At 70.7% G+C, this 13393-nt stretch carries 15 protein-coding genes; 3 read left to right on the forward strand and 12 right to left on the reverse strand.

Going from position 1 to position 13393, the window contains the following annotated elements:
* Nucleotides 1-58 precede the first annotated feature (58 nt).
* The 5 genes from ACH4MY_RS32880 to ACH4MY_RS32900 form a co-directional block, all read right to left on the reverse strand.
* Entirely contained in the window at nucleotides 59-742 is a 684-nt protein-coding gene (locus ACH4MY_RS32880) for a hypothetical protein (protein WP_398007724.1), read from the reverse strand.
* Nucleotides 739-2202: an AI-2E family transporter gene (locus ACH4MY_RS32885; RefSeq protein ID WP_398007726.1), complete on the reverse strand. Its 1464-nt coding sequence runs from the start codon at nucleotides 2200-2202 to the stop codon at nucleotides 739-741. Before ACH4MY_RS32885 ends, ACH4MY_RS32880 begins: the two co-directional genes overlap by 4 nt.
* Nucleotides 2203-2329: 127 nt before the next feature.
* The gene (locus ACH4MY_RS32890) at nucleotides 2330-3034 is read right to left on the reverse strand and encodes a transglycosylase SLT domain-containing protein (RefSeq protein ID WP_398007728.1); all 705 of its coding nucleotides are present in this window, start codon (nucleotides 3032-3034) and stop codon (nucleotides 2330-2332) included.
* A 376-nt stretch (nucleotides 3035-3410) separates the two neighbouring features.
* Complete coding sequence (locus ACH4MY_RS32895; protein WP_398007729.1) at nucleotides 3411-4736, reverse strand: PhoH family protein; 1326 nt, start codon at nucleotides 4734-4736, stop codon at nucleotides 3411-3413.
* A 315-nt stretch (nucleotides 4737-5051) separates the two neighbouring features.
* Nucleotides 5052-5813 (reverse strand): isoprenyl transferase, encoded by a 762-nt coding sequence (locus tag ACH4MY_RS32900; protein ID WP_329621406.1) that lies wholly within the window; start codon nucleotides 5811-5813, stop codon nucleotides 5052-5054.
* Nucleotides 5814-5941: 128 nt separating this feature from the next.
* On the opposite strand from ACH4MY_RS32900, the gene mgrA reads away from it, so the two are divergent.
* Nucleotides 5942-6979 (forward strand): L-glyceraldehyde 3-phosphate reductase, encoded by a 1038-nt coding sequence (gene mgrA / locus ACH4MY_RS32905; protein ID WP_398007731.1) that lies wholly within the window; start codon nucleotides 5942-5944, stop codon nucleotides 6977-6979.
* A 400-nt stretch (nucleotides 6980-7379) separates the two neighbouring features.
* On the opposite strand, the gene ACH4MY_RS32910 is transcribed toward mgrA, so the two are convergent.
* The gene (locus ACH4MY_RS32910) at nucleotides 7380-8117 is read right to left on the reverse strand and encodes a prepilin peptidase (RefSeq protein ID WP_398007733.1); all 738 of its coding nucleotides are present in this window, start codon (nucleotides 8115-8117) and stop codon (nucleotides 7380-7382) included.
* A 41-nt stretch (nucleotides 8118-8158) separates the two neighbouring features.
* Between ACH4MY_RS32910 and ACH4MY_RS32915 the strand changes: the two genes are divergently transcribed.
* Nucleotides 8159-8536 carry a DUF192 domain-containing protein gene (locus tag ACH4MY_RS32915; protein ID WP_398007735.1) on the forward strand — a complete coding sequence of 126 codons (378 nt, stop codon included), beginning with the start codon at nucleotides 8159-8161 and terminating at the stop codon, nucleotides 8534-8536.
* Here the strand turns inward: ACH4MY_RS32915 and ACH4MY_RS32920 are convergent.
* Both ACH4MY_RS32920 and ACH4MY_RS32925 read right to left on the reverse strand, forming a co-directional pair.
* On the reverse strand, nucleotides 8508-9716 hold the full coding sequence (locus ACH4MY_RS32920; protein ID WP_398007737.1) for a glycosyltransferase family 39 protein: 1209 nt from the start codon (nucleotides 9714-9716) through the stop codon (nucleotides 8508-8510). The two genes, ACH4MY_RS32915 and ACH4MY_RS32920, sit on opposite strands and share 29 nt — an antisense overlap.
* Nucleotides 9717-9747: 31 nt before the next feature.
* A complete protein-coding gene (locus ACH4MY_RS32925) occupies nucleotides 9748-10131 on the reverse strand; it encodes a hypothetical protein (protein WP_398007739.1) in 384 nt (127 codons plus the stop codon).
* Nucleotides 10132-10253: 122 nt separating this feature from the next.
* Between ACH4MY_RS32925 and ACH4MY_RS32930 the strand changes: the two genes are divergently transcribed.
* Complete coding sequence (locus ACH4MY_RS32930; RefSeq protein ID WP_398007741.1) at nucleotides 10254-11174, forward strand: hypothetical protein; 921 nt, start codon at nucleotides 10254-10256, stop codon at nucleotides 11172-11174.
* A gap of 30 nt (nucleotides 11175-11204) precedes the next feature.
* Here the strand turns inward: ACH4MY_RS32930 and ACH4MY_RS32935 are convergent, their stop codons facing one another.
* From ACH4MY_RS32935 to ACH4MY_RS32950, 4 genes are read right to left on the reverse strand one after another with little or no spacing between them, the layout of a single operon-like run.
* Nucleotides 11205-11825 carry an OmpA family protein gene (locus tag ACH4MY_RS32935; protein ID WP_398007743.1) on the reverse strand — a complete coding sequence of 207 codons (621 nt, stop codon included), beginning with the start codon at nucleotides 11823-11825 and terminating at the stop codon, nucleotides 11205-11207.
* Between the two features lie 9 nt (nucleotides 11826-11834).
* Complete coding sequence (locus ACH4MY_RS32940; RefSeq protein ID WP_398007745.1) at nucleotides 11835-12398, reverse strand: hypothetical protein; 564 nt, start codon at nucleotides 12396-12398, stop codon at nucleotides 11835-11837.
* A gap of 28 nt (nucleotides 12399-12426) precedes the next feature.
* The gene (locus ACH4MY_RS32945) at nucleotides 12427-13107 is read right to left on the reverse strand and encodes a pilus assembly protein TadG-related protein (protein ID WP_398007910.1); all 681 of its coding nucleotides are present in this window, start codon (nucleotides 13105-13107) and stop codon (nucleotides 12427-12429) included.
* Nucleotides 13108-13109: 2 nt separating this feature from the next.
* Entirely contained in the window at nucleotides 13110-13316 is a 207-nt protein-coding gene (locus tag ACH4MY_RS32950; protein ID WP_392583855.1) for a Flp family type IVb pilin, read from the reverse strand.
* Nucleotides 13317-13393 lie beyond the last annotated feature (77 nt).

Raw genomic sequence — 13393 nt, forward strand, 5'->3', positions numbered from 1 at the left:
CGGTACGAGAAGGGCCCCGGGGCGCACGCCCCGGGGCCCTTTCGTCACGGCCGGCCCGTCACTTCTTGAGCGCCGCCATGAGGGCGAGCGCGTCCTGGGCCATCGGGACGTCGATCCCGGAGAGGTCGGGCTGCTCGACGGCTCCCTTGACCGGATTCCCGCTCTCGTCGAAGGGAACCTGCCAGTACAGATGGAACTGGAGCTCGGCCTGGCCGTCGAGGACCCAGAGCGCCCCGCCCTGCCCGCCGACGTCGTCGAACCAGGCCTGCTCGCCGATGCCGTCGATCTTCCGCAGGAGGCCGGACTGCCGGGCCCTTGCCTCGAACTCGTGAGCGGGGTCGATCACCTTGTGCAGCGTGTACGTCACGTCGACCGTCTGAGTGGCGTCCTGCGGGCCGAAGGCGGCCGAGCAGGAGGCCTCGCCGATCGCCGTCTCGTCCAGGACGGCTCCGTATCCGTCCACGTTCCGCTCGCCCAGGATCCCGCCCAGCGCCCTGAACTTCGCGAGCTTGCAGAGTTCCTGCTCGGCCACGGTCGCGTACCCGCCGAGGTCCGGACCCGGCTCCTCCCGCTGCCCGTACGCGTACAGCCCGCCGGCCCACACCGCCGATGCCACCACCGCGCCGCCGAGCGCCCACAGCCAGGGGCGGCGGGCGCGGGGCGGGCGGGGACCCCGCTCCTCCGAGAGCACCTCGGCGGGCTCGTACAGCACCCCGCCCTCGAGCTCCGGCTCGGATATCACGAGCCCGCCCTGGCGTCCACGGTGACGGCCTTGGCGTCCGCCGAGCCCGGGGCCGGGGTCGGCGCCACCTCGAACGCGGTCGCCCCGCGCGGCTCCGGCGCGCTGCGCAGCGCCTGTTCCGTGCTGTACGCGCGCAGGTAGCCGACGACCGTGTTGACCACGGCGACCAGCGGGACCGCGACCACGGCGCCGCCGATGCCGGCGGTCAGACCACCGGCCGCGACCGCGAGGACGACGGCGAGCGGGTGGACCCGTACGGCACGGCCCAGGATGAAGGGCTGGAGGACATGGCCCTCGATCTGCTGTACGGCGAGGACGACGACCAGCACCATGAGGGCGGTGAAGGGCCCGTTGGTCACGAGCGCGACGACGACCGCGAGGGCGCCGGAGACGACGGCGCCGACGAGCGGGATGAAGGCGAACAGGAAGATGAAGACGGCCAGCGGCACCGCCATCGGCACATCGAGGAACCAGAGGCCGAGGCCGATGAAGACGGCGTCGATGAGGGCGACCAGCACCGTGCCCCGCACATAGGCGGTGAGGGTGCGCCAGGCGCGCGGCCCCGCGCCGGCGACGCCCGGCCGGGCCTGGGCGGGGACCAGCTTGAGCGTCCACTCCCAGACCTGCTTCCCGTCGTAGAGCAGGAAGAGCGTGGAGAACATGGCGAGCAGGATGCCGGTCATCGCCTCGACGACCACGGTCACGCCCTGGAGTCCGGCGGAGGTGATCTGCTCGGCGTTGGCGCCGATGGTGTCGCTGAGGTTCTTGGCGATGTCGTTGATCTGCTGCTCGGTCACATGGAACGGGCTGTCGAGCAGCCAGCGCTTGAGCTCCTCGATGCCGTCCTTGACCCGGTCCGACAGGGTGTCGATGTTGTCCATGACCTGCCAGACCACGAACCAGCCGACCAGACCCATCACGACGAAGCCGGAGACGGCGGTGACGGCGGTGGCGAGTCCGCGGGGCAGACCCTTCCTGCGCAGCAGCGCCACGGTGGGCTGGAGCAGTGCGGTGACGAGGAGCGCGGCGACGAAGGCGAGGACGACCAGCTGGACGGAGCTGATCACCTTCATCAGCACCCAGACCGTGCCGGCGAAGACGAGCAGGCGCCAGCTCGCCTCGGCGGCGACGCGCATGCCCCAGGGGATCGCGGCGACGGGGTCCGGGCGGGCGGCGACGGCCGGTGCGTACGAGGGGGGCGCGGGGACGGAGCGGCCGGGATCTGCGGCCGCGACGGCGTCCGCCTCCGGGAGGGGGGCGGCGGTGTCCGGGTCCACCTCGGGCGGCGCGGGCGCGGCCGTGTCCCGGCGCGGCCCGTCGGCCGGACGCTCCCCGGGGCCCTCGTAGGGCGTGAGGACCTGCTCCTCGCGCTCCGCCTCGGCCCTGCGCTCGTCGAGGCGTTCGCCTATGCGGCTCAGGCTCTCACCCAGCCGGCCCAGCCACCCTGGCACTCTGGACATCGCTTCCCTTATCCCCCGCTCGCTCTTCCCCACCGGCTCCCCCGGAGACCGCGGACCTTCGAAACTACACGCAAGAAGCCCCTCACCGTAGGACGGTGAGGGGCTCTTGAAGGTTGAGCACGCCGTACTAGTACCAGCGGTTGGCCTGCCAGAACGACCAGGCACCACACGGGCTGCCGTAGCGGCTGTCCATGTAGTTGAGGCCCCACTTGATCTGGGTGGCCGGGTTGGTCTGCCAGTCGGCGCCGGCCGAGGACATCTTGCTCCCCGGGAGGGCCTGGACGAGGCCGTAGGCGCCCGAAGACTGGTTGACCGCCAGGTAGTTCCAGGTGGACTCGTGGTTCACGATGTTGCTGAAGCACTGGAACTGCGAGGCCGGGACCATCTGGCGAGCCATCGCCTTGACCTCGGCGACGGAGTACGAGCCCTTCGCGCTGAAGGACGAGGCGTCACGGACCGCGGAGCGGCTGGCGCGCTCGGCCTCCGCCTCCTTGCGCTCCTTCTCGGCCTTGGCCGCCTTGTCGGCCGCCTCCTTCTTGGCCTCGGCGTCCTTGGCCGCGCGAAGACGAGCCGATTCCTCGGCGGACTTCTTCGCGACCGAGTCGGCAGCGGCGGCCTGGACATCGGCCTGCTCCGAGAGGGACGAGACCTGTACCTGGGCCTGCTCGCCCACGGGAATGTCCGCGAGCAGCGTCGTGTCGGCCGCGGTGGCCTCGAAGTTGTCGTCCGAGGACTGAGCGGCATTACCTGACGCAACGCCCATGACGGCGCCGACGGTGGTGACCGCAGTGGCCGAAGCCACCGCGAATCCCCGGACCGAGATCCGGCTCACACGGTTTCCTTCCAGCACGCCCGCACAGGTGACCACGCGGGCGAAATCGTGCCCCTGGCGCTGGTCTCCGACGTACGGGGTCACAGAAGACACGGGCCCGTGGTGCTGTGGGCGGCATACGGCGGACGACTGTTGAGTTGTGTGGTGCTTGTGCGCCTGAGGGTGCACGGGTGCCGTATGCGGGGCCTGACGGAAGCAAGACTTTGCCGGACAGCCACACCGCAAGGCAATTCTCCGATGCGTGTGAAAGCTCACACCTCTGCAGGGGCAGGTGTTTTCGGAGTTGGAGGGGACATGGAGGCGCCGCCCGGCTAAGCTCCTTCGCTCTGCCGGGCGGCGCCAACTTCCGTACACGCACGGACGCGTACGAAACGGGTCAGATCTGACCGTCCTCCAGCATCTCCGTCACGAGCGCCGCGATCTGCGAACGCTCGGAGCGGGTGAGGGTCATGTGGGCGAAGAGCGGATGCCCCTTCAGTTTCTCGACCACGGCGACGACTCCGTCGTACCGGCCGACCCGGAGGTTGTCCCGCTGGGCGACATCATGGGTCAGAACGACCCGCGAATTCGTTCCGATACGGGACAGAACGGTCAACAGGACGTTCCGCTCCAGGGACTGGGCCTCGTCCACGATGACGAACGCGTCGTGGAGCGAGCGGCCCCGGATGTGGGTGAGCGGCAGGACCTCCAGCATCCCGCGGCCGAGCACCTCCTCGATCACCTCGCGGCTCGCGACCGAGGACAGCGTGTCGAAGACCGCCTGCGCCCAGGGGCTCATCTTCTCGGACTCGCTGCCCGGCAGGTAGCCGAGCTCCTGGCCGCCGACCGCGTACAGCGGACGGAAGACCATCACCTTCTGGTGCTGACGGCGCTCCAGGACCGCCTCCAGGCCCGCGCAGAGCGCGAGCGCGGACTTGCCGGTGCCGGCCCGGCCGCCCATGGAGATGATGCCGACGTCCGGGTCGAGGAGCAGATCGAGCGCGATCCGCTGCTCGGCGCTGCGGCCGCGGAGCCCGAAGGCCTCCCGGTCGCCGCGGACCAGCCGTACGTTCCCCTCGGCGGTGACCCTGCCGAGCGCCTTGCCGCGCTCGGACTGGAGCACCAGGCCGGTGTGGACCGGAAGCCCGGCGGCCTCCGGCACGTACAGCGACTCCTGCTCGAAGAGCAGGTCCACCTGCTCGCCGGAGAGCGCCAGCTCGGACATCCCGGTCCAGCCGTTGGCGTCCGTGATGGCCAGCTCGGCGCGGTACTCCTCGGCGAGGAGTCCGACCGAGGAGGCCTTGATGCGCAGCGGCAGGTCCTTGGAGACGACCGTGACGTCGTACCCCTCCGCCTGGAGGTTGCGCGCGACCGCCAGGATCCGTGAGTCGTTGTCCCCCAACCTGTAGCCGGCGGGCAGGATGCCGGGGTCCGAATGGTTGAGCTCGACACGCAGGGTGCCGCCCAGGTCCCCGACGGGGAGCGGGGCGTCGAGGCGTCCGTACCGGACCCGGAAGTCGTCCAGGAGGCGCAGGGCCTGCCGGGCGAAGTACCCGAGTTCGGGATGGTGCCGCTTGGCCTCCAGCTCCGTGACCACGACGATCGGGAGCACTACCTCGTGCTCCTCGAAGCGGGACACGGCGTTGGGGTCGGCCAGCAGGACGCTGGTGTCGAGAACATAGGTGCGCCGGTCGGAAAGGCGGCGCTTCGTGCTTGTCACCACGGAAGGACAGACCCCCTCGGAAGACCCCTGTGAGGTCGGGGTGCGACGGAACCGGTGTCGCTGCGGAATGGGACCGGGCTCAGGCCGCCATGCGCGGGCCGAACCACGGCCCTCCGCTTCTCCCGTGCGCGTCCCGCACGGTCGTCCTGGTGCAAGGGGCCTCCCGGGTGGCGGTCTCCGTGCCGCTCACTTCACCAGGGATATGCCCTCGAACAGGGCCGACCATGCCATGGCATATGACGACGTGTTCATGAACACGAGGTGATCGGTTCCGACCGGCTCTCCGGGGCGCTCCGGGGCACCCCCGGGGGGGGCTCAGGTTCCGTAACGCCGGTGCCGGGCGGCGTAGTCGCGCAGCGCCCGCAGGAAGTCGACCTTGCGAAAGGCCGGCCAGTGCACTTCACAGAAGTAGTACTCGGAATGGGCGCTCTGCCACAGCATGAATCCGGACAGCCGCTGCTCGCCGCTGGTGCGGATCACCAGGTCCGGGTCGGGCTGACCGCGCGTGTAGAGGTGCTCCGAGATGTGCTCGACGTCGACGATCTCGGCGAGCTCCTCGAAGCTCGTCCCCCGCTCCGCGTGCTCCAGGAGCAGCGAGCGGACCGCGTCCGCGATCTCCTGCCGGCCGCCGTAGCCCACGGCCACGTTCACGAGTATCCCCGTGTTGGCGTGGGTGGCCTGCTCGGCCTCCTTGAGCACGGACTGCGTGCGGGCGGGCAGCAGGTCCATGGTGCCGACGTGGTTGACCCGCCAGCGGCCGTCGGCGGCCAGCGCACGCACGGCGTTCTCGATGATGCCGAGCAGCGGGACCAGCTGCTCCTCGGGGCGGTTCAGGTTGTCCGTGGAGAGCATCCAGAGCGTGACGACCTCGACGTCGGTCTCGGCGCACCAGCCGAGCAGCTCCTGGATCTTGTCCGCGCCCGCCTTGTGCCCCTGCTCGGGAGTCCCGCCGGACGCCTTGGCCCAGCGACGGTTCCCGTCGAGGATGACCCCGATGTGCTTGGGCACCTGGGCGTGGTCGAGGCGGCCTTCCACCCGGCGTGCGTAGAGCCCGTACACCAGGTCGCGCAGGTTCACTGTTCTTTACCTCTCCATGCAGCGGCAGGTCCGCCGTACCGCGGCGGTCCGCAAGCCGCCACACTACTGCGCACGGGCGACGGGCTCCCAGCCCGGGACTGTCACAAGTCCGTGATAAGCAGAGATACGTGACTGATTCCCCCGTGTACCGCGCCTCCGCGGACCGTTACGACACCATGGAGTACCGCCGCTCGGGTCGCAGCGGCCTCAAGCTCCCCGCGATCTCCCTCGGCCTCTGGCACAACTTCGGCGACGACCGCGCGCTCGACAACCAGCGCGCGATCCTGCGCCGCGCCTTCGACCTCGGTGTGACCCACTTCGACCTGGCCAACAACTACGGACCGCCGCCCGGCTCCGCCGAGCTGAACTTCGGCAAGCTCTTCGCCCAGGACTTCGCGCCCTACCGGGACGAGCTGATCGTCTCCACCAAGGCCGGCTACGAGATGCACCCCGGCCCGTACGGCGAGTGGGGCTCCCGCAAGTACCTGATGTCCTCGCTCGACGCCTCCCTGAAGCGGATGGGCCTCGACTACGTCGACATCTTCTACTCGCACCGCTTCGACCCGCACACCCCGCTGGAGGAGACGATGGGGGCCCTGGCCTCCGCCGTCCAGCAGGGCAAGGCGCTGTACGTCGGTGTCTCCTCGTACAACAGCGAGCAGACCGCCGAGGCCGCGCGGATCCTCCGGGAGATGGGCGTCCCGGCGCTCATCCACCAGCCCTCGTACTCGATGATCAACCGCTGGACCGAGGACGACGGCCTCCTCGACACCCTCGAGGAAGCCGGCATGGGCTGCATCTCCTTCGTGCCGCTGGCACAGGGGCTGCTCACCAACAAGTACCTGAAGGGCATCCCGGAGGGCTCGCGGGCCACCCAGGGCAAGTCCCTCGACCCGAACCTGCTCTCCGACGAGGTGCTGCGGCGCCTTCGCGGTCTCGCGGACATCGCGGGCCGGCGCGGACAGTCCCTGGCGCAGCTGGCGCTGTCGTGGGTGCTGCGCGACGAGCGGATGACCTCGGCGCTGATCGGCGCGTCCAGCGTCGCCCAGCTGGAGGAGAACGTGGCGGCCCTCGCGGCCGCGCCGCTGACCGCGGAGGAGCTCGTGGAGATCGACTCGTTCGCCGTGGACACCGAGGGTACGAACATCTGGGCCGGCCGGGGCTGACGCCTCCGGAGTGACCGGGGGCAGGCCCCGAGGGGATCCGGGGCGAGTCCTGTGGGGTGGGCCCCGGCATCGGCCGGGGCGGGCCCGGCGGAACCGCGGGGCGGGGCCCGCGGGACCGCGGGAAAGAAAAAACGGGCCGGTCCGTGGGGGGGATACGGACCGGCCCGAGGGGGGGTTTCCACCATAACCCTTCGTTAGTCGTCTCGCGCGCCAGGTACGCCGAACCGACCTCGCCCAATTCGCCGGATCCCAGTCGGGACAAGGGCTGCGGGGGCCTGTGGCGGGTTTGCGCCCCGGCGTGGCGGCGGACTTCCGTCCCTCCGAAGAGGGACCGGCCGGACGGGGCGCGGTTGACGGCGCCGGGCCGGGGCCGAACCCGGAGCGGCCCGGAGGCGCGGGTTCAGGGAAGGGCCGTGAACGCGCCGAGGAGCAGTCCGAGCAGCCCGCCCGCGAGCATGAACGGGCCGAAGGGGATCGCCGAGGAGCGGCCGGCCCGCCGCAGCAGCACGAGACCGAGGCCGTACACCGCGCCCAGCAGGAAACCCGCGAAGGCCCCGGCGAAGAGCACACCCCAGCCGTACCAGCCCAGGGCCGCGCCCAGCGGCACCGCCAGCTTGACGTCCCCGAAGCCGAGACCGCTCGGGTTGACCAGGAAGAGCACCAGATAGGCGCCGCCGAGCGCGAGCGCGCCGAGCACCGCGTGGAGCCAGGACCCCGCGTCGTACGGCAGGAGCTCGGCGCCCGCGAGGAGCAGCGGCACGGCGGCGGCGAGCGGCAGGGTGAGCCCGTCCGGAAGCCGGTGCACGCGCGCGTCGACACTGGCGAGGAGGACGGCGAAGGGCACGCCCAGCAGCCAGACCGCCAGCTCGGGCCGGGGCCCGCCGGTGGCGGCGGCGAGCGCGGCGCAGGCGAGGGCGGTGAGCAGCGGGGCGGTGAGCGGGCTCCCGGTCGTCGCGCAGTCCCGCCGCCCAGGACCGCCGAGCCAGCCGCGCGCGGGCCCCACGAGCGCGTGCCCGGCGGGGCAGCGGTCCCGCCACGGCTCCTCGGGGTCCACCGAGAGCCGGTACGCGGCACGCGGCACGAGCAGCCCCACGGCGGCGCCCCAGAGGGCGGCGAGGGCGATCATCGTGACGTACACGGACCAGACCCTAGGGTCCTTCGGCCGCTACGGTCTGGCACATGGGGAAATGGGAGGACGGCCGGGGAACGCTGACGGTGCCGTCGCCGGACGCCGTCGTGCCGCTGGAGGTCGCGGCCTCGTACCGGGCCCGCCGTCGGGGGCTGCTCGGACGGGACGGGGTCGCCGGGGCGCTGCTCATCGTCCGGACGAACAGCGTGCACACCTTCGGCATGCGGTTCGCGATCGACGTGGCCCATCTGGACCGCTCGTTCACGGTCCTGTCCGTCGTCACGATGCGGCCGGGGCGGCTCGGCATGATCCGGCCGCGCGGCCGGCACGTCCTGGAGGCGGAGGCGGGCACGATGGCGGGCTGGGGGCTGCGGCCCGGAGCACGCGTGCGTGTCGACGTCACGGCGGGCCCGAACCGAGGAGGGTGAAGGCCCCGTACACGGCGGAGGCCGTCGCGAGTCCGGCGAGGACCGGCACGACGGTACGGGTCCGCAGCCGCGCGAGGGCCACGGCCGGCGGAAGCAGCAGCCCGAAGGCGGGCATCATCAGCCGCGGCCGCGAGCCGAAGTACGCGGCGCCGACCAGCGAGACGAACACGACGCCGATCGTGTAGACGAGCAGGGGCAGCGGCTGCCGCTGCCGTACGCAGAGGGCGACCAGCCAGCCGAGCAGCGCAAGAGCCGCGCACAGGCCGAGGGCGGCCGGCCACGGCAGCCCGGCGATGAACCGGGCGAGGGCGACGCCGCCGTCGATGGAGTTGCCCCAGGCGGCCTGGACCTCGAAGTACGCGGTCCCACCGCCCTCGCGGACACCGACGTACACGATGTACCCGAGCCAGCCGAGCGGCGCGATCAGGACCCCGAGCACCGTCCGCAGGGGCAGCCGCCGATCCCGTACCAGCAGGACGAGGGCGGTGATCCCGAGGGCGGCGATCAGCGCGGCGGCCGTCGGCCGGGTGAGCCCGGCGGCCGCGCACAGGACGCCGGCCAGGATCCAGCGGCCGCGCAGGACCGCGTACAGCGACCAGGCGGCGAGGGCCGTGAACAGCGTCTCCGTGTACGCCATCGACTGGACGAACGCGGTCGGGTACACGCCCCAGAGGACGGCGAGCAGGACACCGGCGCGAGTCCCGAATGCGTGCCCGCCGCACTTGTGGATGCCCCAGGCGGCGGCGAGCCCGGCGGTCCAGGAGACCAGCAGGCCGGCGGTGGCCGCGTCGAGGGGAAGAAGGGTGGAGAGGCCGCGCTCCAGAGCCGGGAAGAGCGGGAAGAAGGCCAGGTCGGAGTGGACGTCGCCGTTCGGCAGGGTGGTCTCGTACCCGTAGCCGTGCTCGGCGATCCGCACGTACCAGACGGAGTCCCAGCGGCCCTTGAGCCGGTGCGGCCCGTCTTCGCCGGTCGCGGCCGCGGCGATGGCGAGGACGGCGAGACCGATGAGGCGGGTCGCGGCGTACCCGCAGAGGGCGAGGACGGTGGGGTGGCAGGTTCTGAGGGAACGGCTGAGACGGCTGAGACGGCTGGGTCGGTCGGGACCGTCGGCTTGATCGGGACCGCCGGGTTGACCGAGACGGGCGGGGCGATCGAGAGGGTCGGGTCCTGGCGCGGGCATGCGTCCGATTATCCCGGCGCCGCGGAACGGCTCAGCCCAGGGGCCTTATGCGGACGAATCGCGCGGCCATGACAGGACCGAGCTGGTGGACGATGGCGTGTCCGGGCTCCTGCGGGGAGGGCAGATCACCGAGGAACGAGGTGACGATGACCTCGTCGATGCCGAGGACCCCGCGACAGCTCTGCTCCTCCAGGAAGGCGAGGGTGCGGCGCCAGTCCGCGGCCGCCGGCGCCTCGCCGAGGAAGGACCGGACGGTGTCCTGGACGACATCCCAGAAGAACACGTGCGGCTGCACATCGCCCTGATGGAAGACATGGTTCTCGTACACGTTCCGGAACTCGGGAATCCGGGTGACGAGATCACTGACCAACTGCACACTCGGCGCCGCGCCCGGCGGCTCGCTCGTCGTCGTCATCCGTCCAGAATGCTCCCGCCCCGCGAACCTGTCCCGCCACCTTTGCGCTTTCCTGACGACGGCTTTCGGCAGGTTTTCCACAGGGGGTGCGAACTGTCCCTCTTCCGTGGATCGTTGGGCGTATGTACGAGTTGGCGATCCTCGCCAGGGGCGGGGTCCTCCTGACGGTCTGGGCGGTCGCGGCGGGCTGGCCCCCGGGCCGCCTCACCGGCCGCCTGCGCAGGGACGGCTGGCAGCGGATCTGCCGGGGCGCGTGGGCGGCCCCGGGGAAGGAGGTGGACTGGCGGCTGAGAGCGACGGCGCTCCAGCTGCTGCGCCCGGAGCTGGTGTGCAGTCACGGGACGGCGGCGCGACTGCACCGCATCGAGCGCCTGGGAGCGACGGGGCCGCCGGACCACCTGGAGTTCACCGCCCCTGCACCCGGTCGCGCGCGGCCCAGCGACGGCATACGCGTCCATGGCACGACGTTCCTGACGGCCGGGGACCGGTCGACCCGGCGGGGCCTGCGGACGACGACCCCGGCGCGGACGGTGGGCGACCTGATACGGGCCGCCGGAAGCCGGGAGGAGGCGGTGGTGGTCGCCGACTCGGCGCTCGCGCGCAGGGCGGTCGAAGGGGTACGGCGCGGGGCACTCGTCCGGTACGAGGAACTCGCCGCCGAACTCGCTTCGCCCCGGCGGGGAGCGGTCCGCGCCCGGACCTGGCTGCGGCTGACCGAGGCCGCGTCCGGCTCCCCCGCGGAGACGGTCGCCCGCCTGCGGATACGGGACGCGGGCCTCCTCCCCGAGTCTCAGCCCACGGTGCGGACGGCGGCGGGGGCACCCCTGCGCCCGGACTTCCTCTTCCGCGCGGAGGGCCTGGCCGTGGAGGTCGAGGGCTACGCCTTCCACGGCACCCGACGCGCCCACGAACGGGACGTGGCCCGCTTCAACGCGCTGCAGTCCTGCCCGGAGATCCGCCGTGTCCTGCGGTTCACGGCGGACGAGGTGTTCCACCGCCCGGACCGCATGACGGCCACGATCCGGGTGGCCCTGGGGATCTGACGACGTTCCGGCCTTCGGCGCAGGTTCCGGTCAGGGTGTGACGGGTGGCGTGGTGCGGGGGAACGAGATCTCGACGCGACGGTTCTTCTTGCGGCCCTCCTCGGAGCCGTTGTCGGCGATCGGATAGTCCTCGCTGTAACCGCGGATGTCGAAGGTCGTACCCGGGTCGAGACTCCGCGCGAGCACCAGCTGCACGGCCTGGGCACGCTGCTTGGACAGCTTCAGGCCGTGCTCGTACGTCCCCAGGTTGTCGGTGAACCCGAAGACCCGGACGCGTCCGGACCCCAACTTGTCGATCTCCGTCGCGATGGCGGCGATCCGAGCGGTGGCGGCGGGCCCGAGCTTGGCGCTGTTCTTGGGGAACAGCACCTCGGCCTGCAACGCGAAGGTCACGTCCACATTGGTGTCGGCCCGACGCTGCTCGCCGCCCTCCTCCTCGACGATCTGCTTGATGTCGAGAACCTTGGCGGGCGCGAGGGTGGCACCGTCGGGCAGCATCAGCTCGGGGGCGTTGGGGTCGATGGCGGGAGGCGGGGAGGCGGAGGCGGCGGAACCGGGGGGATCGTCGGCGTGAGCACTGGGCACGGCGAAGGGACCCAGGGCGACCGTGACGATCGCGAGGGCGGCGAGGCGGCGGTATGTCGTCGTCATCGTGTCGCCTCAGGAGAGTTTGAGGGTGGCGGGTTCGAAGGTGGGGAGCTGGAAGGAGACGTCGGTGGCAGAGGCGGGGGGTGCGGGGAATTGCATGAAGACGTTGACCGAATCACCACCCGAGACGATTCCCAGCCCTGTAGTGGTCAACGGCCGTCCGTCAGTGTCCCGCAGGACGTAGTAACGCTTCTTCCCTACGCCGTCCACGAGAGTAGCTCCGCCTAGAGAGTTGCCATGCTTCAACACTTCCGTCTCGACCCCCCTCAGGTCGGGAACTGCACGCCCCTTGCCCGAGGTGTTCTTCAGAACCCCCTTGACCGTCAAGAATCCCCCGGCGTCGCGAACCGCCGAATTGATGGTCAACTCGAACCCGTCTTGCCCCTTGAGGACAGCCAGCGCCTCCGGTGGCTGCTCGGCCGGCCGCTCCTCCTGCGTGGTCGCATCACCCCGAGGAGCGGATGTCTTCGCAGTGGGCTTATCTGCCTTTGGGTCCGCTTCGGCGCCACAACCAACCACAAGAAAGGTAGCTGCCAGCGCGAGGGAGACCACCCCCCTCCTTCCGTGAACATTCATGAAGTACCCATCCTTTAATCGTCGTTGGTCAGTCGGAGAGTCGAACAGAGAAGAGGTCAACCGCATCGGGAAGGGCCGGGTTCTCAGGATCGATGTCCCATGCCTCGTCGCCGCACACTAGGCCGACTATCGGCTCCTTCTCAGGCGGATCGGTCGGTGTCGGCTCTTGAGTCGGCTCAGTGGGCGGCGGCTCGTCAGTGGGCTCAGGAGGTGCCGGCTCAGCAGTGGGCTCAGGTTCGTCAAAGGTGCAGCGCGGTTCGATCACGGCCTCGGCCGATGCCGCCGCGTGCTGTGACTCCGTACCGGGAACAAGGGATCGACCGACCGTACCTGTCGTGCGAACCGTCACCTTGAACCCCTCGCCCCCCGACAGGAGGCGCTCGCAACCGCCTGGCGGTAGCTCAGCACCGTTCCTGGCTGCGAATTCAGCTGCCCGCCCGCACGCCAAGGCATCGACATATTGCTCTCCGTCGAGAAATGGGCCCCATTGCGTGGGGTCGGCGATCACCTCCAACCACCCGATGCGCAGCTGCTCTCGCGCATCCTGCGCGGCGGCCAACGCGGCGGAGTCAGCAGCAGTTTGAGCCCCATTACGAGTGGATGCGGCTTGCCCCACCGCGAAGTACACGAACGCAAGGAACAGCAAAGCCGCAATCACCGTGATGTATACGGGAAATGCCTGGCCCGAGTCGCTGGCGCCGTTACCCAGACCTAGCCGGTCAACTCGGCGATCTTGTTCTTGATTGCCGTCATGATCGTGGAACCGATGTCCGTGCCGGTGATGGCCACCACAATCGCCACCACCACCACAATGATCCCCAAATACTCCACCGCCGTCTGTCCGCGGTCCCCGGACAGCAGTCGGCTTGTCATTCGTACCTTGGCCTTGGTCAGAGCCTTCAGCATCGCGTCGTTCATCGTGGTCCCCTCCGCGTTCAGACGCCTGCGCACGGGCACGGTACGCCGACCCGTTCGTCGGTGCACAGGGCCCGTGG

The organism is Streptomyces sp. NPDC017246 (assembly GCF_044331325.1).
Classification (GTDB): Bacteria; Actinomycetota; Actinomycetes; order Streptomycetales; family Streptomycetaceae; genus Streptomyces.